General features: G+C 58.2%; 18 protein-coding genes. 4 read left to right on the forward strand and 14 right to left on the reverse strand.

Annotated elements, in window-relative coordinates; all coding sequences use genetic code 11:
- Positions 1 to 43: 43 nt before the first annotated feature.
- The 3 genes from ACYZT6_RS11915 to ACYZT6_RS11925 all read right to left on the reverse strand — a co-directional run bounded on the left by ACYZT6_RS11915 (position 44) and on the right by ACYZT6_RS11925 (position 4,708).
- On the reverse strand, positions 44 to 2,281 hold the full coding sequence (locus ACYZT6_RS11915; RefSeq protein WP_462027046.1) for a TonB-dependent siderophore receptor: 2,238 nt from the start codon (positions 2,279 to 2,281) through the stop codon (positions 44 to 46).
- Positions 2,282 to 2,579: 298 nt separating this feature from the next.
- Positions 2,580 to 4,325 carry a phosphoethanolamine transferase CptA gene (locus ACYZT6_RS11920; protein WP_462027047.1) on the reverse strand — a complete coding sequence of 582 codons (1,746 nt, stop codon included), beginning with the start codon at positions 4,323 to 4,325 and terminating at the stop codon, positions 2,580 to 2,582.
- Between the two features lie 200 nt (positions 4,326 to 4,525).
- A complete protein-coding gene (locus ACYZT6_RS11925) occupies positions 4,526 to 4,708 on the reverse strand; it encodes a DUF6026 family protein (RefSeq protein WP_109630878.1) in 183 nt (60 codons plus the stop codon).
- A gap of 272 nt (positions 4,709 to 4,980) precedes the next feature.
- Between ACYZT6_RS11925 and gnd the strand changes: the two genes are divergently transcribed.
- The 3 genes from gnd to ACYZT6_RS11940 are packed head-to-tail and all read left to right on the forward strand — an operon-like array spanning position 4,981 to position 8,302.
- Positions 4,981 to 5,961: a phosphogluconate dehydrogenase (NAD(+)-dependent, decarboxylating) gene (gene gnd / locus ACYZT6_RS11930; RefSeq protein ID WP_462027048.1), complete on the forward strand. Its 981-nt coding sequence runs from the start codon at positions 4,981 to 4,983 to the stop codon at positions 5,959 to 5,961.
- Entirely contained in the window at positions 5,958 to 7,481 is a 1,524-nt protein-coding gene (zwf, locus tag ACYZT6_RS11935) for a glucose-6-phosphate dehydrogenase (protein ID WP_462027049.1), read from the forward strand. Before gnd ends, zwf begins: the two co-directional genes overlap by 4 nt.
- The gene (locus tag ACYZT6_RS11940; protein WP_462027050.1) at positions 7,478 to 8,302 is read left to right on the forward strand and encodes an HAD family hydrolase; all 825 of its coding nucleotides are present in this window, start codon (positions 7,478 to 7,480) and stop codon (positions 8,300 to 8,302) included. Before zwf ends, ACYZT6_RS11940 begins: the two co-directional genes overlap by 4 nt.
- A gap of 98 nt (positions 8,303 to 8,400) precedes the next feature.
- Here the strand turns inward: ACYZT6_RS11940 and nhaB are convergent, their stop codons facing one another.
- The 3 genes from nhaB to ACYZT6_RS11955 all read right to left on the reverse strand — a co-directional run bounded on the left by nhaB (position 8,401) and on the right by ACYZT6_RS11955 (position 11,813).
- Positions 8,401 to 9,903, reverse strand: a complete 1,503-nt coding sequence (gene nhaB, locus ACYZT6_RS11945) for a sodium/proton antiporter NhaB (RefSeq protein WP_462027051.1) — start codon at positions 9,901 to 9,903, stop codon at positions 8,401 to 8,403.
- Positions 9,904 to 9,956: 53 nt separating this feature from the next.
- Complete coding sequence (locus ACYZT6_RS11950) at positions 9,957 to 11,270, reverse strand: NHL repeat-containing protein (RefSeq protein WP_462027052.1); 1,314 nt, start codon at positions 11,268 to 11,270, stop codon at positions 9,957 to 9,959.
- A 276-nt stretch (positions 11,271 to 11,546) separates the two neighbouring features.
- Positions 11,547 to 11,813 (reverse strand): hypothetical protein, encoded by a 267-nt coding sequence (locus tag ACYZT6_RS11955; protein ID WP_462027053.1) that lies wholly within the window; start codon positions 11,811 to 11,813, stop codon positions 11,547 to 11,549.
- A gap of 342 nt (positions 11,814 to 12,155) precedes the next feature.
- Between ACYZT6_RS11955 and ACYZT6_RS11960 the strand changes: the two genes are divergently transcribed.
- Positions 12,156 to 13,481, forward strand: a complete 1,326-nt coding sequence (locus ACYZT6_RS11960) for a sigma-54 dependent transcriptional regulator (protein WP_462027054.1) — start codon at positions 12,156 to 12,158, stop codon at positions 13,479 to 13,481.
- 168 nt (positions 13,482 to 13,649) lie between these two features.
- Here the strand turns inward: ACYZT6_RS11960 and ACYZT6_RS11965 are convergent, their stop codons facing one another.
- The 8 genes from ACYZT6_RS11965 to pnuC form a co-directional block, all read right to left on the reverse strand.
- Positions 13,650 to 14,930, reverse strand: coding sequence for a hypothetical protein (locus ACYZT6_RS11965; protein WP_462027055.1), 1,281 nt, complete (start codon positions 14,928 to 14,930; stop codon positions 13,650 to 13,652).
- A gap of 46 nt (positions 14,931 to 14,976) precedes the next feature.
- On the reverse strand, positions 14,977 to 15,723 hold the full coding sequence (locus ACYZT6_RS11970; protein WP_462027056.1) for a hypothetical protein: 747 nt from the start codon (positions 15,721 to 15,723) through the stop codon (positions 14,977 to 14,979).
- A 33-nt stretch (positions 15,724 to 15,756) separates the two neighbouring features.
- Positions 15,757 to 16,437 (reverse strand): C39 family peptidase, encoded by a 681-nt coding sequence (locus ACYZT6_RS11975; protein ID WP_462027057.1) that lies wholly within the window; start codon positions 16,435 to 16,437, stop codon positions 15,757 to 15,759.
- Between the two features lie 62 nt (positions 16,438 to 16,499).
- Positions 16,500 to 18,011, reverse strand: coding sequence for a heme utilization protein (locus ACYZT6_RS11980; RefSeq protein ID WP_462027058.1), 1,512 nt, complete (start codon positions 18,009 to 18,011; stop codon positions 16,500 to 16,502).
- A gap of 52 nt (positions 18,012 to 18,063) precedes the next feature.
- Positions 18,064 to 18,636 (reverse strand): adhesin, encoded by a 573-nt coding sequence (locus tag ACYZT6_RS11985; protein WP_462027059.1) that lies wholly within the window; start codon positions 18,634 to 18,636, stop codon positions 18,064 to 18,066.
- Between the two features lies 1 nt (position 18,637).
- Positions 18,638 to 19,075 (reverse strand): hypothetical protein, encoded by a 438-nt coding sequence (locus ACYZT6_RS11990; protein ID WP_462027060.1) that lies wholly within the window; start codon positions 19,073 to 19,075, stop codon positions 18,638 to 18,640.
- Between the two features lie 331 nt (positions 19,076 to 19,406).
- Positions 19,407 to 19,931, reverse strand: coding sequence for an AAA family ATPase (locus ACYZT6_RS11995; protein WP_462029941.1), 525 nt, complete (start codon positions 19,929 to 19,931; stop codon positions 19,407 to 19,409).
- Positions 19,928 to 20,491 carry a nicotinamide riboside transporter PnuC gene (gene pnuC / locus ACYZT6_RS12000; protein WP_462027061.1) on the reverse strand — a complete coding sequence of 188 codons (564 nt, stop codon included), beginning with the start codon at positions 20,489 to 20,491 and terminating at the stop codon, positions 19,928 to 19,930. The genes ACYZT6_RS11995 and pnuC overlap by 4 nt, the downstream gene beginning before the upstream one ends.
- Between the last annotated feature and the right edge of the window lie 91 nt (positions 20,492 to 20,582).

Consider the following 20,582-nt stretch of genomic DNA (forward strand, 5'->3'; position numbering starts at 1 on the left):
CGGGACATTATCCGCCGATTCCGCTATTTGGGAATTAACCGCCTCAGAGCTTCCAGTCCAGGCTCAGGGTGACCGTGCGCGGGTCGCCCCAATAGACGCCGTTGTAGAACCCGACGTTGTCGTAATACTTTTTGTCGAACAGGTTGTCGACGTTCAGTGAAGCCGACAGGTGCTTGTCGAACTCGTAACGCGACATCAGTTTGACCACGGTGTACGCCTCCTGGCGGATGTTGGTGCTGGCGGTGATGATTTCGCCATTGGCACCCCGGCCGACCGGGCGTCTGGCGGCACGGTAGACGTCGCTTTGCCAGTTCACCGCGCCGCCCACGGTCAGTGCCTGCCAGTCGCCGGGCAGGCGATAGGCCGTAGAGAAGCGCAACATGTTTAACGGCTGGGCGGTGTTGTTGCGCTGCTTCTCGCCATTGACCGAGTGGGTGTAGGTGTAACCGGCGGTCATGTTCCAGCCCGCCATCACCTCGCCGGAGACCTCGGCTTCGAAACCCTGAACCTTGTTGCCTTTGCCGCCCGATTTGAAGAATTCCTCGCCGGTGACCGGATCTGGTGGCACCGAGTCGTCGCGTTCGGCGACGTTGTCCTGCTTGCTCCAGAACACCGCGGTGGCGAGGTTGAGTCGCTCTTCCAGCAGACTGCCCTTGAGCCCCAGCTCATAGTTACTGCCGACCACCGGTTCGAGGTATTTGCGATTGCTGTCGCGGTCGTCCTGCGGCTTGAAAATGTCGGTGTAGCTGACGTACACCGTGTATTCAGGCGTGAGGTCGTAGAGCAACCCGGCGTACGGCGTCCAGATGTCGTGATGCTGCTGGCTGATGGCCTCGACACCGGTCCGTTGCAGGTTGCTGTCGTATGTGTAGGTGTTTTTCGAGATCTCCCAACTGCCGTAGCGACTGCCGAGTACCGCGTGCAAGTCGTCGGTCAGGGTCAGGCGCGTGGCCAGGTAACCGGCCTTTTGCCGGGTGCTTTCATCGGAGCCTTTCAGGCCGGTGACGGTGTCGGGGAATTTGGGAATGCCGCCCATGTACTTCCAGTCAGGGACTTTCTCGTAATCCAACGACCGTGCGCCGTCTACGGTGTAAGGGTTATCTTCGCTGCGTTCGGATTCGCCATAGCCGATCATCATTTCGTGCTCGCGCCCGAACAGCGAATAAGGGCCGGACACATTGAAGTCATAGGCCTTCATTTTTTCTGTGCCGATCATGTGGCTGACGTTGGCGGACATGCCGCTGCGATCCGCCTCGGGGAAGCCGCCACCGCCGTAGTAAATCTTGCCGTCGGTGTCACTTTCGCGGTGGGTGTAGGCTGCCTTGAGCTGCCAACCGGCGCCCAGTTGCTGGTCCAGCGTGACAAACGCGGTCTTGTCCTTCAGCGGCCAGGAACTCCACGGCGTGGCCATGTTGGTGGAGCGTCCCAGGTCGGCTTTGCTGCCATCAGCGTTCCAGTAGGGCACGGTGCCCCAGGAGGTGCCTTGCACCTGCTTGTCCTGATAGTCGTAACCCACGGCGAGCACGGTGTCGTCGGTCAGGTCGGCTTCGAGAATCCCGTAGCCGACTTCTCGTTGCAGCTCATACTTGTCTCGGTAGGAACCGCTGTCGCGATAGGCCAGCACCCCGCGACCGCGCAGGCGCCCGTCGAAGGCCAGCGGTCCGCCGACGTCGACATAACTGTAGTAATCGTCATAGCTGCCACCGCTGACACCGGTCTGGGCTTGCCATTGCGCGGTCGGTCGTTTGCGCACCATGTTGATCGTCGCAGATGGATCGCCGGCACCCGTGGTCAGGCCGGTCGCGCCGCGAACCACTTCGATGCGGTCGTAGATGATCGTGTCGGAATCGGACTTCATGTAGCCGAAGGTGTTAAGCATCCCGTCGATCTGGAAATTGTTGATCGGGTAACCGCGGGACGAATAGCTGATGCGGTCCGAGTCGTTGTGCTGAACCACCACGCCGGTGGTCTGGCTCATGGCTTCGGAGAGCGTACTGAGTTTGAAATCGTCCATCTGCTGGCGCGTGACCACGGACACCGATTGCGGCGTTTCCTTGATCGACAGCTTCAGCCGCGTCGCGGTGCTCATGGCGCCGGTGGTGTATGACTCGGTGTTTTCGGTGGTAGCGCCCAGTCCTTGGGCGGTCACATTGGTGGCGCCCAGTTCAAGGGTGCGGCTCGGCTCCTGGTCGGGGACGGTTTCAGCCAGCAGCTCGGGGCTCAGGGCAGCACTGCACAGGCCCATGGTAAAGGTTATGGAACGGGTGATAGGCGCGAACATCGCGGCCGACTCCTTGTCTTCGAGGGAAAAATTCCGTTTGTTCAAAGACGAAGGAGGGAGAGGGGATTTAGTTCTAAACGAGAATAATTGTTATTTTAAGATGTTTCGGAAGTGGCTTTCATACGGAAGAAAGCAGCAAACACACGACCTGTAGCAGCTGGCGAAGCCTGCGTTCGGCTGCGAAGCAGTCGTGAAATCAGACGATGGGTACTCCAGGAATACCGCATGCACAGGTTTTACGACTGCTTCGCAGCCGAACGCAGGCTTCGCCAGCTGCTACAAGGTGTGCGCTTGTGGCCTAATTATGCGCAACTTCCGGATCGCCAGGTTTGGCCTTGGGCTTCATCAGGCTGAAGTCGATCAACGGGCGCGACTGACGCTCGTACGGATTGCCGATCATCAACGGACGCGCCTTGAAGCTGTCACTGACCAGGCTCTTGCTGCGGTCCAGTTCATCAAAACTCAAACCCGCCAGATCGGCCCAAGTGTGAATCAGGTGCGAGCTGCTGTAAGGCCGCGCCAGATCACCGGCAAAACTCCAGTCGTGGGTTTCACGCCATTTCGGCGAAGCCCAGGCCATGAACGGAATGGTGTACATCGGCGCCGTCGGCTTGGCCTCGTTGCGCCCCAGCGTGCTGTGGCCCGGGGAATCGAAGACATCTTCGCCGTGGTCCGAGAGGTACATCAGAAAGCCGTTCGGATCGGATTTGGCGTAGTCCTTGATCAGGCTCGACACCACGAAGTCGTTGTACAGCACGGCGTTGTCATAGCTGTTGTACTTCGGCACCTGATCGTCACGCACGCCCTCGGGCACACCTTTGCGATCGGTGAATTTGTTGAAGGTTGGCGGGTAACGGTACTGGTAGCTCATGTGCGTACCGAGCAAATGCACAACGATCAGCTTGCGCGGCGCCGCATCTGCCAGTGCCTTGTTGAACGGCGCGATGACGTCACCGTCGTACTGCGCGGCGTTCTGGTTGCGGTTGTTGTTCAGGTACACCTGCTCGTCAGCCTGTTCGGAGAACGTCGTGAGCATGGTGTTGCGCTTGGTCATGGTTTGCTGGTTGGTGATCCAGAAGGTCTTGTAGCCCGCCTGTTTCATCATGCTGACCAGGGACGGCGTGGACAGGTAAAGGTCCGGGTTTTCCTCGTCGGCGAAGGTCAGCACCTGCTGCAACGCCTCGATGGTGTACGGGCGCGGGGTGATGACGTTGTTGAAGACCGCCATTTGATCCTTGAGCTTGTCCAGTTCCGGCGTGGTTTCACGCGGGTAGCCGTAGAGGCTCATGCGCTGACGGTTGGTGGACTCGCCGATCACCAGCACCAGGGTCGCGGGCTGGTTGGCCATCGTGTCCTTGAGGTTTTTCAGGGGCGCGATCTTGCTGGCGCTGTCGAGCATGTCTTGCATGCCGGCCAGCGTGTCGAGGTAACGGTGATACGCCACCGCCATCTGCCAAGGCACCGCCGGTTCGATACGGGTTTCGAATTTTTCGAAGCCGCCGGCCAGGCTGCCGGTGCGTGCAGTTTGTTTGATCAGCGGGTAACCGACCACGGCCACCAGGATGGCGGTGGCGGCCACCAGCGCACGACCGCGGGGCATGTACACCGGGCGCAAGCGAGTCCACAGGAAATACGCGAACAGCGTGTGGGCGAGGAACGCCGCCACCATCCACCAGGCGAAATACTGGGTCATGTACTCGCCAGCTTCAGAGATGTTCGATTCGAACATGATGAAGATGACGCTCTGGGAAAATTCCTGCTGATAGATGAAGAAGTAACCCAGGCTGGCCATCGAACAGGCCCACAGCACCACGCCGATCAACGCGGCCATCACCCGTGTCTGTCTAGGGAACAGCAGCATCGGCGCGAGCCAGATGGCGCTCATCACAAAGGCCTGGCGGAAACCGGTGAACCCCGAGGTGCCGGTCAGCTGAATCAGCAGTTGGGTAATGCCGGAAAAATACCAGAAGAACAGGAACAACCAGAGAAATCCTGCCCAATCAAAACCTTTCGCAGTCGTAGTGCTGCGTTTGAACACAGTCATTCAGCGCTCCAAGAAATCACGTCGACACGTCGGGAGCCTTCCATGTTGCCGACGAACGGAAGCCGCACGGATACCGAGCGGCCATAATGAGCCGGAGTATCAACAGGTCGATGTGAAAACTTTGTGAGTTGCCGCAAACGGCAAGGCAGGGAAGCGGTGTCGGAAACAGCAGAAGGCTGTTTCCGAATCAAGCGAGGGAATCAGGCGTGCGGAGCGCGCTGAGTGACGGGCAAGGGCTGAGCCGAAGAGCTTTGTGTGAGTAAGCGCAGCTGCGCGAGCTCCTGTTTCAACAGGTCGCGCTCTTCTTTCAACTGGCGCAATTCATCACGACGGATCGTGACGTAAAGGGTTTGTGCTGGCCGTGCTGCTTGTACTGTGCCCATTGCTCACCTCGCAAATGGCTGTCTCAACTGTAAGCCCGCCCCCGAAATCGGGTGCTGATTTACTATCGGCGCCAATTTTGATTTCTTTTGCCCCTGAATGGAACTTTTTTATTTTTCATGGTCGTTGTGTCTTCGGTGCGATTTCCGACGTTATCAATCAGGATCGGGCACAATGCCCGGAAACTTCACGCCAACGCTCTGGACTAACCCACATTAGTCGCGTTGGGCTATAACCTTTGACACATATTATTTGTAGTAGGGAGCATCAGCACATGCAACTCGGGATTATTGGACTGGGCCGCATGGGCGGAAATATTGCGCGTCGCCTGATGCTCAACGGGCATACCACCGTTGTTTACGACCGCAATACCGCCTTTGTCGACACCCTGGCCGCAGAAGGCGCCAAGGGCGTCATCGACCTGCCGGCGCTGGTCGCAGGCCTGGCCAAACCACGTGCGGTGTGGGTCATGCTGCCGGCCGGCGCACCGACCGAAGACACCATCTACACCCTGAGCACCTTGCTCGAAGCCGGCGATACCATCATCGACGGCGGCAACACCTTCTATAAGGACGACATCCGCCGGGCCAAAACCCTGTCGGAGAAAGGCCTGCACTACATCGACGTCGGCACCTCCGGCGGCGTCTGGGGCCTGGAGCGCGGTTACTGCATGATGATCGGCGGCGAAGCCGAGGTGGTGAAACGCCTTGATCCGCTGTTCGATAGCCTGGCACCGGGCATGGGCGACATCCCTCGCACCAAGGACCGCAAGTCGGAAGACGATCGCGCCGAGCGCGGTTACATCCACGCAGGTCCCGCAGGCTCTGGCCATTTCGTGAAGATGATCCATAACGGCATCGAATACGGAATGATGCAGGCCTTCGCCGAAGGCTTCGACATCCTCAAGACCAAGGCCAGCACCAACCTGCCGGAAGATCAGCGTTTTGATCTGAACGTTGCCGACATTGCCGAAGTCTGGCGCCGTGGCAGCGTCGTGTCGTCCTGGTTGCTCGACCTGACCGCCGACGCGCTGGCCAGCGATCCGAAGCTCGACGGTTACTCAGGCTCGGTGGCTGACAGCGGTGAAGGCCGCTGGACCATCGAAGCCGCCATGGAGCAATCGGTGCCTGTACCGGTGCTGTCGAACTCGCTGTTCTCCCGTTACCGTTCGCGCGGCCAAGGCACCTTTGGCGACAAGATTCTCTCGGCCCAGCGCTTCGGCTTCGGCGGCCATGTGGAGACTGCGAAAAAATGACGCGTCTGATCCGCAATAAATCCAAGGCAGAACCCGCACCACCGACCACGCTGTTCTTGTTCGGTGCCCATGGTGACCTGGTCAAGCGCTTGCTGATGCCGGCGCTGTACAACCTGAGTCGCGACGGTCTGCTTGGCGATGGACTGCGGATCATCGGCGTTGACCACAACGCCATCAGTGACGAAGCCTTTGCGCAGAAGCTCGAAGATTTCATTCGGACCGAAGCGGCCACCAAAGTCGGCAAGGGCGATGAAGCCCTTGACCCGGCGCTGTGGGCCAAACTGGCCAAAGGCATCAGCTACGTCCAGGGCGACTTCCTGGACGACAGCACTTATCAAGCGCTGGCGGCAAAAATCGCCGCCAGCGGCACGGGCAACGCGGTGTTCTACCTAGCCACCGCGCCACGTTTCTTCAGTGAAGTGGTGCGCCGTCTCGGTGCTGCCGGCTTGCTGCAAGAGACACCCGAAGCCTTCAGAAGGGTGGTGGTCGAAAAACCGTTCGGCTCCGATCTGCACACCGCTGAAGAGTTGAACGCGTGTTTGCTCAAGGTGATGTCGGAGAACCAGATCTACCGGATCGATCACTACCTGGGCAAGGAAACCGTGCAGAACATTCTGATCAGCCGGTTCTCCAACAGCCTGTTCGAAGCGTTCTGGAACAACCATTACATCGACCACGTGCAGATCACCGCCGCTGAAACCGTTGGCGTGGAAACCCGTGGCAGTTTTTATGAACACACCGGCGCCCTGCGGGACATGGTGCCCAATCACCTGTTCCAGTTGCTGGCGATGGTGGCAATGGAACCGCCGGCAGCCTTTGGCGCCGATGCGGTTCGTGGCGAGAAAGCCAAAGTAGTCGGGGCGATACGTCCGTGGTCCACGGAAGAGGCCCGGGCCAACTCGGTGCGCGGCCAATACGCGGCCGGCGAACTCGATGGCAAACCCTTGCCCGGTTATCGCGAGGAAGGCAACGTAGCGCCGGACAGCAATACCGAAACCTACGTCGCGCTAAAAGTCATGATCGACAACTGGCGTTGGGTCGGCGTGCCATTCTACCTGCGCACCGGCAAGCGCATGAGCGTGCGTGACACCGAGATCGTCATTTGCTTCAAGCCCGCGCCGTACGCGCAGTTCCGCGATACCGAGGTCGATGAGCTGCAACCGACTTACCTGCGGATCCAGATTCAACCCAACGAAGGCATGTGGTTCGACCTGTTGGCCAAACGGCCCGGGCCGGCCTTGAAAATGGCCAATATCGAGTTAGGTTTTGCCTACAAGGATTTCTTTGAAATGCAGCCGTCCACCGGCTACGAAACGCTGATCTACGATTGCCTGACCGGCGATCAGACGCTGTTCCAGCGTGCCGACAACATCGAGAACGGCTGGCGCGCCGTGCAGCCATTCCTCGATGCCTTGCAGCAGGATGCGAGCGTACAGAGCTATCCGGCCGGCGAGAATGGCCCGAAGGCGGCTGATGAACTGCTGGCTCGCGACGGTCGCGTCTGGCACAGCCTCGGATGAGTGATGTCACGCAACAACCCATCCGTTTTCTGCTGAGCGACATGGACGGCACGTTGCTGCTGCCGGATCACACGCTCAGCCAGCGCACCATTGAAGCTGTCCGATCCTTGCGCGAGGCTGGCGTGCTGTTCAGCCTGGCCACCGGGCGTCCACCGAAAGCCATGTTGCAGCAGATCGAGGCCCTCGGCGTCGACCTGCCGACGGCGGCGTTCAATGGCGGCACGATCGTCAATCCGGACGGCAGTTTGCTGGTTGCGCATTATTTACCGGCCACGGCTGCGCTGACGGCGTTGGCAATGTTTGCCGATCAGCCGGACGTTGAAGTCTGGGTGTTCAGTGGTGGCGACTGGTTGCTGAAAGACCCGGACGGGCCGATGGTGCCGCGCGAGCAGCACGGCCTCGGTTATCCGCCGGTGGTGGTCGAGAGCTTCGAGCCGTTTCTGACGCGCATCGACAAGATCGTTGCCACCAGCAACAACACGCAACTGTTGATCGAACTGGAAGCGCAGCTGTTGCCGAAAGTGGAGGGCCAGGCACAGGTCTCGCGTTCGCAGCCGGTGTATCTGGACGTGACGGCGATGCAGGCGAACAAGGGCGCCGCGTTGGCGACACTGGCCGAGTTTCTCGGTGTGCCGCTGGAGCAAACCGCCGCGATGGGCGATGGCGGCAATGACCCGGCGATGTTTCATCGCGCCGGCTTGTCGATTGCCATGGGGCAGGCGGAAGAAGCGGTGAAGCGCCAGGCCGATGTGGTGACAGGCGCCAACACCGAAGACGGCGCGGCGCAGGCGATTGAGCGGTACATCCTCAACGCAGGTTAAACCGCGTTATCGTTCTTCGCGGGCAAGCCTCGCTCCTACAGGTCAGCGATGGGCCTGTAGGAGCGAGGCTTGCCCGCGAAGGCGTCAAACCTGTCGACTCAAAGCCAGAAACTGACTGCATACCAACCCAACACACCCATCACCACCGTATACGGCACTGCCATCCACACCATCCGGCCATACGACAGACGAATCAGCGGCGCAATCGCCGACGTCAGCAGAAACAGGAACGCCGCCTGGCCATTAGGCGTCGCCACGCTCGGCAGGTTAGTGCCGGTATTGATTGCAATGGCCAGGGTTTCGAAGTGTTCACGGCTCATGTGGCCGGAGATGAACGCCTGTTTCACTTCGGTGATGTAAATGGTTGCCACAAACACGTTATCGCTGATGGCCGACAGCAAACCGTTGGCAATGAACAGCATGCCTGGCTGCTGATCGACCGGAAGCGCCAGCACCCACTGGATCAGCGGTGTGAACAGCTGCTGATCGTGGATCACCGCGACCACCGCGAAGAACACCACCAGCAATGCCGTGAACGGCATGGCGTCCTTGAACGCGTTGCCGATGCGGTGCTCGTCGGTAATGCCCGTGAAGGCGGTGATCAACACGATCACCATCAAACCGATCAGACCCACTTCAGCCACGTGAAACGCCAGGCAGCCAACCAGAATCAGCGCCGCCAACCCTTGAACGATCAAGGCTGCGCGTTGGCGCGAGGTGCGTTCGGCGTTGTCTTCGGCAGCGTAATTGGCCAGTACGGTGCGTACGTTTTCCGGTAGCAACGTGCCGTAACCGAACCAGCGCAATTTCTCCAGCAGGACGCAGGTCACCAGACCTGCGACCAATACCGGTAATGAAACTGGCGCGACTTTCAGAAAAAACTCGGCAAAGTGCCAACCCATTTCGTGGCCGATCAGCAGGTTCTGCGGCTCGCCGACTAGCGTGCAAACACCGCCCAATGCCGTGCCCACGGCGCCGTGCATCAGCAGGCTGCGCAAGAACGCACGAAATTGATCGAGGTCTTCATGATGAAGTTTGGGCAGGTGCTGGTCATCACTGAACTCACTGTCCTGGCGCGGGTCATTGCCCGAGGCGACGCGGTGATACACCGAATAAAACCCCACGGAGGCACTGATGATCACCGCCGTCACCGTCAAGGCATCGAGGAACGCCGACAGAAACGCCGAGAGAAAGCAGAACATCAAGGCCAGCAGGGCCTTGGAGCGAACCCCCAGCAACAGGCGAGAGAACAGAAACAGCAGCAGGTCTTTCATGAAGTAGATGCCCGCCACCATGAACATCAGCAGCAGGATCACCGGAAAGTTGTGCACCAGTTCGTCATAAAGCGCTTGCGGCGTGGTCATTTTCAGCAGCAGCGCTTCAACCAGCAGCAGCCCGCCAGGCATCAGCGGATAACACTTGAGGGCCATGGCCAGGGTGAAAATGAATTCCAGCACCAGCAGCCAACCGGCCGCCACCGGGCCTACCGTCCACAACACCAGGGCGTTGAGTATCAGGAAACCGACGATGCTCGCCTTGTACCAGCGGGGTGAGTGGCCGAGAAAGTTGTGCGCGAAGGCGTGGGCCATTGAACCGGACATCGGCTACTCCTTGTATTAAGAAGCGCGCAACTTGCCGTAAGCCGAAGGGAAGATCAAGTGTGGGAAAAGTTGTTGTTCTGACCGAGATAGCGCACCACGACCGCCCGATAGTTGCCATCCAGCGAGTAACCGCCTACGACGATGCCTCCATCGGCCTGAACGGCCACCGACGTGGCGGTGTCCAGGCTGCGGCCCAGGCGGGTGCGAACCCAGCAGGTGCCCTCGGCAAATCCGGGATCCAGCTGCCCGCCAGGTAAATACCGGGCCAGCAGGAAGTCGGCTTCGACCCCGCCAATCGTGGCGCCAACCGCCAGCACGCGGCCGTCTGGCTGGAGTTGGGCAGCGGTCCACTGGCAGCCACTGCGGCCGATTTTCAGCAGGTGTGGCTGGCCACCGTTGCAATGAGCGTCCGGGCGACCGTTGCTGTGCAGTTTCAGCGCCAGGCAATGCATCGGGTCACGGCTGCTGCCAAAACACTGCAAATCGCCATTGTCCTGCTGGACGATCTGGCTGACCTGAGCGCTGTGCCCCAGAGCAGTGAAGGTCATGAAACCATCCACGGCGAAGCTATCGTCCAGACTGCCGTCGGGGAGGTAGCGCGCCAGCAAGCCTTCTTCAGGGAAATTGATTGACCCGCCGACCATGATCCGACCGTCCCGCTGCACCATTAGGCTGCTGAGCCAGGAGTTCATCAGCAAATGCCTGACGATGACAAAGCCGCGGCCATTGAAGGCGCTGTCCAGTTCGCCATTGCAGGTGAGGCAAATCAGCAGGCCAACGTGATCGGCCAGTTCGAAATGGTGATTGGCCAGCAGCAGGATTCGGCCGTCAGAATGTACCTGGACGTCGCAGGCTTCGGCCCCCGGCACACCGGGAGGAAGCCAGGCGTCGCGCACGCCCAGTGACAGATTCCCCGGCAGGCGTATGACGCAGCATCCATTGTCGCCAAAATCCCTGACGGGGTGACCATCCGAGTCGAACAGCGCCAGCGCCGGCAACGTCTGGTGTGCGTCTGCATAGTGCAGGCCGGCGACCAAAATGTTGCCGTCGGCCAGCACAAGCACTTTGCCCGCCATTGCCTCATAACCGCGCTGAAACTGCCCGATGACGCTGCCGCGAGTGCCGAATGCCAGGTCCGCCGAGCCATCTTCGAGCAAGCGGGCCAGGCCAAAGCAATGACCGTCGCGAGTGCCGACTTTCGCCGCCACCAGCACCCGACCGCTCGAGTCGATCGCCACGCTGTTGGCGATGCTCGACGTACTGCCGGCGAAATACACTTGGGTTTTGCCGTTGGAGGCGAAATTTTTATCGAGGTGGCCGGCCGTGTACTGCGCTGCAGGTCGGGCATAAGCAGTCTGGTCTGGCATGCGCGCATCTCCTTGCGAGCTGACCGAAACCCGGGTACCGGGAGGGCAACTGCGTGTGCAAAACATTCAATCCCTGAATGCTCGATAGCACAACTGTCACAACTAACGGATGGAGGGTCGCTTTGTGCCAGAACAGTGTCTTTTCGAACCACTGACAAGCCTGCCAAGCAATTCTTGGCGGGCAAGTTGGAATACGGGAGGCAGTGACTGCCGAAAACAGTCCACTGAAAGAAAGGCGAGGAGGCGGATCACACTTAAGTAATCCGCCAAAGCCCTTTAGTGCGGCATGGACCACGATTGCAGCGTGTAGCCTTCCTCGCTCAGTTCGGCGCGAGCTTCTTCAAGAATGTGTTCAAGTTGCGCCGGGTCGGAATACGTACTGCATGGGATTTGTGTGCGGCCGATGTGGGCATTGGTGCGGTCGATAATGGTCAGGCAGAGTTCGCCATTGCCGTCTTGTGGGGCCCAGGCGACGCATTGAAATGGTTGGAATGCGCGGTTGGCAATCAAAAGAGCTTCGTTGATACGGAGCGGGGCGGTCATGGGATCTTCTCTCTTTATGCCCAATCAAGTGACAGGCCGTAGGTTGGGCTTACCGTTCGGCTGGTTACTTGTACTGATGCCCTCACCCGGGGGTCAGGTCACACACAATCAAAAGAAATTTCAACTTTCTTTCATATACTCAATGCAAGGCCGATTTTTGAAAGCTGAATGAAAGCTTGAACTCGTTAGGTAACTAACAAACTTGTTCTTATAACTAATAACTCGACGTCCCTATAGTCAAACGGTACAAGGGTGCGTCAAATTCTTGCTAATGTTACAGCCAGATCCGCCAAACGACTGTTTTTAATAATATTTCCTAAAGTTTGGCGTCAAGGAACAGTCATGATCGAAACGCCTGCGTTACGACGTCTGTTAGTAGTTGACCCCTGTGACGACTGTTATCGTTTGTTGCCGGGTCTGCGCTCTGTGGGCTGGGATGTTGACAGCTGTTCCCTGGAGAACGCCGCCGACCGAACGTGCGACATTGGCCTGTTGCGATTACAACCCTTTCATCTGGAACGCCCGGAGGCCGTCAAAGAACTGATCAGCCGCAGTGGCACCGAGTGGATCGCCGTGCTCAACCAGGAAGTCCTGCGCCTGCAAAATGTCGGGGATTTTGTTTGCGAATGGTTTTTTGACTTTCATACCTTGCCGTTTGACGTCTCCCGGGTGCAAGTCACGCTGGGCCGGGCGTTCGGCATGGCGCGCCTGCGTGGGCAGGGCACGGTTCACATTGATCAGCCAGAACACGAGCTACTGGGCGACAGCAAGCCCATTCGTGAACTGCGCAAATTGCTGAGCAAGCTGGCACCCACCGAGTCTCCGGTCCTGATCCGGGGCGAAAGCGGCACAGGCAAGGAACTGGTCGCTCGTACCCTGCACCGACAATCCCAGCGTCACAGCAAACCGTTCGTGGCGATCAATTGCGGGGCCATTCCCGAACACTTGATCCAGTCCGAACTGTTTGGCCACGAGAAAGGCGCCTTTACCGGCGCCCACCAACGCAAGGTTGGTCGGATCGAAGCGGCGAATGGCGGCACACTGTTTCTCGATGAGATCGGTGACCTGCCACTGGAGTTGCAAGCCAATCTGCTGCGCTTCCTGCAGGAAAAACATATCGAGCATGTCGGCGGCAGCCAGCCGATTCCGGTGGATGTGCGGGTATTGGCAGCGACTCACGTCGACCTTGAGGCGGCAGTCGAGAAAAAAAGTTTTCGTGAAGATTTGTACTATCGCCTTAACGTTCTGCAAGTCGTCACTGCACCACTGCGTGAGCGCCATGGTGACTTATCGATGCTGGCCAACCACTTCTCTCATTTCTACAGCCATGAAACCGGCCGCCGCCCTCGCAGTTTCAGCGAGGATGCCTTGATTGCCATGGGCAAACATGACTGGCCGGGCAATGTTCGCGAGCTGGCCAACCGGGTACGTCGCGGGTTGGTGCTAGCCGAAGGCCGGCAGATCGAAGCGCGAGACCTGGGATTGATCAGCCAACATACGATTGCCGCGCCGATGGGCACGCTGGAAGACTACAAAACCCGTGCTGAACGCCAGGCCTTGTGCGATGTGCTTAACCGCCACAGCGATAATTTGAGCATCGCCGCCAAGGTGCTGGGGATATCCAGACCCACTTTCTACCGTTTGTTGCACAAGCATCAGATCCGCTAGACGCAACATCAAAAGCTCGCAGCCTCGTTCCACTCGACAGCTGCTACAGGATGAACGCATTCCAATGTAGCAGCTGTCGAGTGGAACGAGGCTGCGAGCTTTTCAGGCCCACACACACACAAAAGCCCCGCCGGGATTGAAGTCTCGGCGGGGCTTTGTTGTTGTGGATCAGAAGTAGTACGGGAATTTCAGGCTGAAGGAAAAGTCTGGCGAGTCGTCGGTCAGGCCGATGGACAGGTTGGGAACGATCGTCAAGTTGTCGGTTGCTGCCAGGGTCATGCCGATGTTGAAGTTGGCCGAGTTGTAATCGCTGTTGGTGATTGATTGCCAGTCGCCACCGTCCGGCCTGATCTTGCTTTTGCGGGCGAATTGATCGGTGAACGAGAACGACATACTCATCTTCTCGTTCAAGGCGAATGCGATGCCGGCGCCGATCTGCCAGGAATCGCCCAGTTTCACGTCCCCTTTCACCTTGGAGTCGACCTGAGGGCTGATATCGCTGAAAGAGTCCTGCACGTTGTAGGTGTAGGACAGGCTGCCGAACAGTACGGCCGGGTCGAACGTCTTGACCAGCGAAATCCCCGGGGTGATCGACCAGATACCATTGCCGGTAGGCAAGTCCTCGGGTACCGCGAGGTTGTCGTTGTTCGGGTCTTCGATCAGCTTGATGCCGTAAGGGTCGTCACCGGTTGGTGCCTTGACGCGCAGTGTAACGACCGCGTCGGGCAGGTTGGCCGACTCATCCAGAAACTTGTAAGCAACGCCAACGTTCACATCGCCAATGGTCGGGTCCCGCGTAACGGTTGCGTCCGACGTCACCGGGCCCGCGCCACCGGCGCCACCGGAGGAATACGTTGATTGGCGATAAACCACGGGGACGTTAATGTCGAACTGCCAACGTTGTGCCACGTTGTAGCGGGCGGTCAGGTCCAGTGTCCAGTTGTCGGCCTTGATACGGTCGAGATTGATGTTGCCGAGAAAAATCGAGTCCAGTGCCAGGAAGCCGTTGAGCGTTAATGCACGGGTATCGTAGTGCGTGTAGGTCAGGCCGGTTTCGACGCTGAATTTGCCGCCACCAAAGAAGCCGCTCGCTTCGTCGTACAGGTTGGAAACGCTTTGCGCAGGTTCTGAATCATCCTTGAGCGATTGGCCATATGAACTGCCGGTGGTTCCCGGCGCACCGGCGGCCACCGCCTGGCCCCCCCTGGCCGGATCGGCGGGGGATTTTGTCAGGCGTTTGGGAGCGGGTGTCGCAGGTGTTTCTTCGACTTGGCGAATGCGTTGCTCGAGTACCATCAGCGCATTCTGTTGTGCTTCGTAACGCTGTTTCAGCTCCATGAGTTCTTGTTTTAGGATTTCGACCTGGGGGTCCGGTGCTGCGTATAGCAAAGTGGCCGGGGCCAGGCTACTCAAACAAACGAAAGCTCTGAACGTTAAAGATCGGTGCATGGGTTAGCCGTCCCTTCTGACTACATCTGATGAGACTGAGCGTAGATCAGAATCCGCTAGTGCGAAGGCCTTTGAGCTGATCCAGGTTACCGCTCACCGATCCGGCTGACGCCACGTTGTCACGAAGCACGACATTGAAGGAAGTGAGGTTGCGCACCTGATTGCTACTGCCGAGCAAAGTCGTATTCTGCATCAGCCCACCCTGGGCCAGGCGTTGTACGGTACTGCCCTGATTGTTGTTGGCCACGATGTTGAGTTGCACACCAGTCCCGGTCGAGGAAACGCTCAGCGAGCCCGCGCCATTGTTGCCAACCAACGTCGTGCCTGCGGCCAGTGCCTGGCCCTGCTGTTGCGTTGCTGGTGCCTGGTTAGCTTTTGTAACGTTGATATCAACGTTGTTGTAGGCCGTATTATTGTCGCCGGCAGCCCGCACGACTTGAGTGACGCCTTCGGTGGTGTTGAGGCCGCTGCCGCCAGTGACGGTGCCGGTGCCCGCGTTTTGCGAGCGCGCTGAGCCATTACCTTTTTCGTCGATCATTGACACATAGAACTGTGGTTTGATGGTTGATTGCTGAATTTGCATCGAGGACGTTGCCCCGATCACTTCGCCGTTGGCATTTTGCCAAGTGCTTGTCATCGCAATGCCGAAACTGATGATCCGTCCCGGCATGACATAACGGCCTCGCAGAGTCGCCAATTCCTGATCCTTCAGTTCGATGGGTTTGAACGACTGTGCCTCGGTCGGCAGGCTGGCGGCCAGGCAAACCACGGCCAGCCAGATTGAAGTCTTCATGGGATGCTCCCGGAGCGTCATGCTCGCTTGTTATTAGAAGAAGTCGCTTTGGATAAATCCAAAATCCATCAATTCTGCGTCCTGCACCGGGCTGAAGGCGTTGATGCGGTTCCTGGCGGTCAGTGGCATGGGCGGGTCGAGTAACGCATTGGTTTTGTCGTAGCCCTGGCCGATGATGGCAAAGATGATTCCGTTCCAGCCTTTGATGAAGTCGTCGACTTTGTAGCGTTTATGACCGAGCACCGGATCTCCGATATACACCCAGCCGTTATGGACTCTTTGCATGACCACAAAATGTTTGTAGCCACGGATATCCATCAGTACCACTACCGGAATTCTGATATCGCTCAACGTTTCCGGCGCTACTCGATAGCCACGGGCCCGCATGCCGATACTTTCCACGTAACGCTTCATGTCGAGCATGGAGAAGCCCTGGACACGGACAAGGTCTTGGTCGGAGTGAGCCAGCATGCCTTCGATAATCTGTTCTTCATTCACGTCCAGCCAATAGGCTTGGCGCAAGATGGTCGCCAGCGCAGCCGCGCCGCAACTGAAGTCGGTTTTCTGTTGTACCAGGTCCTCAAATTTTCGCTCGCGAACGCTCTGGATCGGCTTGTACACCAGCGCGCCGCCCGGCAGGACGGAAAGCGGCATTTGTGCAGCCTCAATCACACTGGCCACACAAAGCAGACATGCCAAGGCGATAATGCGCATGGTGGGACGCCCCCTGATGGTGTTGAAAAAGGCCCCCGTAAGGGGGCCTCCAGAGACAGCCATTAGAACGATTGGTTGGAGATAGCCAGCGAGTTGCTTTGTTGGTTGCCCACACCCGCAGCCACGTTGACGCCCAGGTTGCCGCTGCCGCCGTTCACCGAACCGCTCAGGGTTGCAGTGTTGGTCACAGGGTTTGCCCAGCCAGTTGGAGTCAGCACTTGATAAGAGTAGGTGTTGCTCAAATCATATGAGCTGCTTTCACTGAAGCTTTTCGCTTTGTCGTAAGCAGATTCGGACGACTTGCTGCCCGATTTATCGTACGAGGAGTCAGACGACTTCGTGTACGACTTATCGTAGGATTTCTCGAACGACGAATCGCGCGATTTGTCATACGAGGATTCACGCGATTTGTCGTACGAGGAGTCATGCGAACGGTCGTACGAGGAGTCGCGCGAACGGTCGAACGAGGAATCGCGCGATTTGTCGTACGATTTGTCTACCGATACGTCAAGCGTTGCGCCAAGCGAAGCGGTAAGCGATGCGTCCGAAGACCTGCTGCGAGTGCGATCACCGTACGTAACGGAACTGGAAGCCGCCGTAGCAGCGTCAAACGTAGCGTCCAGGGAAGCACTCAACGTAGTGTTCGAAGAACCGCTTGCATTACTGCTGTTGGAACCGCTCGCAGAGCTGCTGTTGGAACCACTCGCAGCGCTGCTGTTGGAACCGCTTGCAGCACTGCTGTTGGAACCGCTCGCATTGCTGGAGGAAGAACCGCTTATATCAACGCTAAGGGAACCGCTGGCATCAGAGCTCTTGGAACCGGCTTTAGCCCAGCTCGAAGAAGCGCTTTGACTGCCGCTGGCCTCGAAGGACTTATCGCGAGAGAAACTACCGCTCGCCGAGTTGGTCACGGTGATCGTGTCCACACGGTAGGTCCGATCGGCGTTGTTATTAACGATCAGGCCAGGACCGTTTTGATTGGCAGAGGCGGTGGCGGTTGCGTTACCGAGTGGGGCATTGGTATTGGCAATTGCCATGGTGTTTTTCTGTTGGTTCAGATCGCCGCCAGCAATGTTGACACCCACGTTGCCGCTGCTGCCGCCGCCGGATCCGCTCATCAAAGCAGAGTTGGTAGAGCCAAAGTTGTCTACGCGGTTATTTCTGCTGACTTGCCTGACGTCAGCGGTGGCAGTGGAAGTGCCGAACACAAAGCTGTTATCGATCGCGGCGTTGTCGGAGGCAGCGTTTGCGATGGCGGCGGCGTTGTCTTGCTGGTTGCCGGCACCGGCCGCCACGTTGACGCCGACGTTACCGCTCGAGCCTGCGGCAGAACTGCTCATCTCGGCTGAGTTTTGTGTCCCTTCATTCCAGATGCTGTTGTCGGCACTGGTCTGCCTGTCCGTTGCTTCGGCAGTCGCGTTGATAGGGACCATTCTTGCAGGAGGGGTTTGGTGGCCACCGTTGTGATGGCCATTGTGGTTGCCACGCCGATCGTTTTGCCCGGCTTGCACAGCAACAGCCATGACCGCAGCAATTGCGAAAACCAGAGGCTTTAGTGCCATCGAAGGTTTCATGGTGATTCTCCGTACTTATTTTAGGTTAAGTGTTGTTTCCTACCTTTTTGGGTCAATCCGCGACCCGTACGCTCAGGGTGTTGGCCGTTCGGTTTCCCACCCCGGCGCTCTGATTCAACTGGATCACCCCACGGCTACCGGTGAAAGCCTGGTCACTGGTAGTGACCTGGCGAAAGCCTGGTGCAGAGTCAGTCGGATCGGAGTTGTTGAGCAGCGCCACGTTCTGTTGCATGAGGACGCTGTCGTCGATACTTTGCGGCTGTGTACTGATGCTTATCCGCAGGGCATTGGCTTGCTGGTTGCTCGCGCCCGTGCTCTGGTTGACACCCAGTACGCCGTTGCCGTGGCTGAAGGAGTCGCCTTGAATGCTGGATCGGGCATCGATCCTGGGGTCGACATGCGTACGCAGCCGTTGGCGGATCTGTGTGGTCGCACTGGCGTTGTTGCCAATGGCGATGGCCCGGGCGTTGGCCTGTTGCTGATAATCGCCCGCGGCCTGGTTGACCGTGAGGTTGCCTTGGTACTGCATGCCCGAACCGTCGATGTCGGCGTTATTGATGACGGGAGGTTGGGCAAAGATCGATGCACTGCAAAACATGGCGATAAAGAGCAGCGTACGATTCATCTTAACGGTCTCCCGTTATGATTCTCAGAGCACCCAGGCCCTGCTGGACGTTTGAATTGACCATGTTGGCAATACCGCTGCCCGAGTTTCCTGAACGTCCCGCGGGGAGGTTGGAAAGCTGGGTCTGGTTGCTGATATTGCCGCCCAGGTTGTTGGTGTTTTGAGTGACCAGGCGGGAGATGCCTGCACCACTGGCGACACCGGCAAAGTCGCCGTCGCTCAACTCGTTCGTTTGGCTGAGGATTTGTTTGGACGGGTTGGCATTGACGGTCGTGGGGTTAGGATCGGGAATCAGCGGCGGAATCGTTGCGTTGCGCGGTTGGACATCACGTTTGATAAGAATGATGCCGTTTTCAGCCTGTACAGGCAGGCAGACACTTGAGCCCAGTGCGCATCCGATCAGCAGGAAGCTAAAGATGCGCTTATCAAATTTCCCCACGGCGGCAATTCCTTCTGTAAGTGGAACGCTGGCCCTTATCAGCGTTGCGAGGTAGAGAGCAGAAGGTGTGCCGCTTTCTGGTTTTCTTTTAAAAACAGTTGGTTGGATTTAATTGTCGAGGTAGTCAAAAATTCTTTGTAAAGACACTGAGACAGACCCACGTCAAAGCGCTGCCCCATGCTGGCGGCATTGCTCGTCAACGGCGCTGAAGGCAACTTGTATCAGTGGCTTAACATATCGGTGCTGGAGCGCGCGGACCGCTTTAGCTCGCGGCTCTGCACAGGGGAGGGTGTTTCAGGAATGCAACATCTGTGGCAGGGTAAGAACCCTGTCAGGCCTTGAGCAAGCGCGCCACAGCCGCGAATGCCGCGTCCTTGCGCTGTTGCCAATCACCTTGCAGTACCTGGCAAGGCTGGTGGTGCAGGTCAAGCCATTGGCGGCTGGCCTGGAAAAACGCCTGGCGTTCTGCCAGCTGCGGTTGGCAACGTTGCCCGTCGTCATGCCAGGCCACGGTTTCAGGGCTCAGCAGCAAATGCAGATCGTAGTGCCGTGCCAGCAAAGCTTGCTCGATCCACGTCGGGCAAGCGCCGAACAAAGTGCGACTCCAAAGGATGTTGCTCAAGAGGTGTGTATCGAGAATCAACAGTGACGGTTGTCTGGCGCGTGCTTCATCTTCCCAAGCCAACTGGCCGTTCGCTATGGATGTGATGTCATCGTAGCGGGTTTCTCGGGCTTCGCTGTCGATAAAATGCCGAACGTACTCATTGACCAATATGCCGCCAAAGTTGGCGTGAATCTCGCTCGAAAGCCAGCTTTTACCGCTGGATTCCGGGCCTGTGAGCACCAGAACCTTCATGCGCGCAATGCCGGGTCGGCGCGCCACTCACGCCAGCCTTGCACGGCCAGCAACAAGAACAGTGCATAAAGGGTGGCGGTCAGGTACATGCCTTTATAGAGGAACAACCCGACGAAAATCACATCAACGACGATCCACAACGGCCAGCATTGCACGCGTTTTTGCGCCATCCATAATTGCGCCACCAGGCTGAACCCGGTCAGCGCAGCGTCGAGCCAGGGCTGGGCGGCATCGGTCCAGTGCGCCATGGCGGCACCCAGCAGCAGACTGCCAATGGCGCCGGCCACAAGGCTCACTGCGATCGATTTTCCATCGAGCCGGCTGACCTGCCGACCGGTATTCGCCTCACCCGCACGGGTCCATTGCCACCAGCCGTAAAGCTGCAGCGCGGCGTAGATCACTTGCAGGAGCATGTCCGAATACAGCTTCACTTCAAAAAAGATCCAGCTATAAAGCAGCACCATGACCAGACCGATCGGCCAGCACCAGGGATTCTGTTTGACCGTCAACCAGACGGCAATCACGCCGAGGGTGGCGGCAAACAGTTCAAGCCCGGACATGGAAGTTCCTTGGGAAAACGAAAGAGGGGGGCGGATTGTACCGGCAGGCGCCGCCAAGTAGAACCGGCTCGCGCGGCCCGTAGCAGCTGCC

The sequence above is a fragment of the Pseudomonas sp. RT6P73 genome (genome assembly GCF_054897715.1).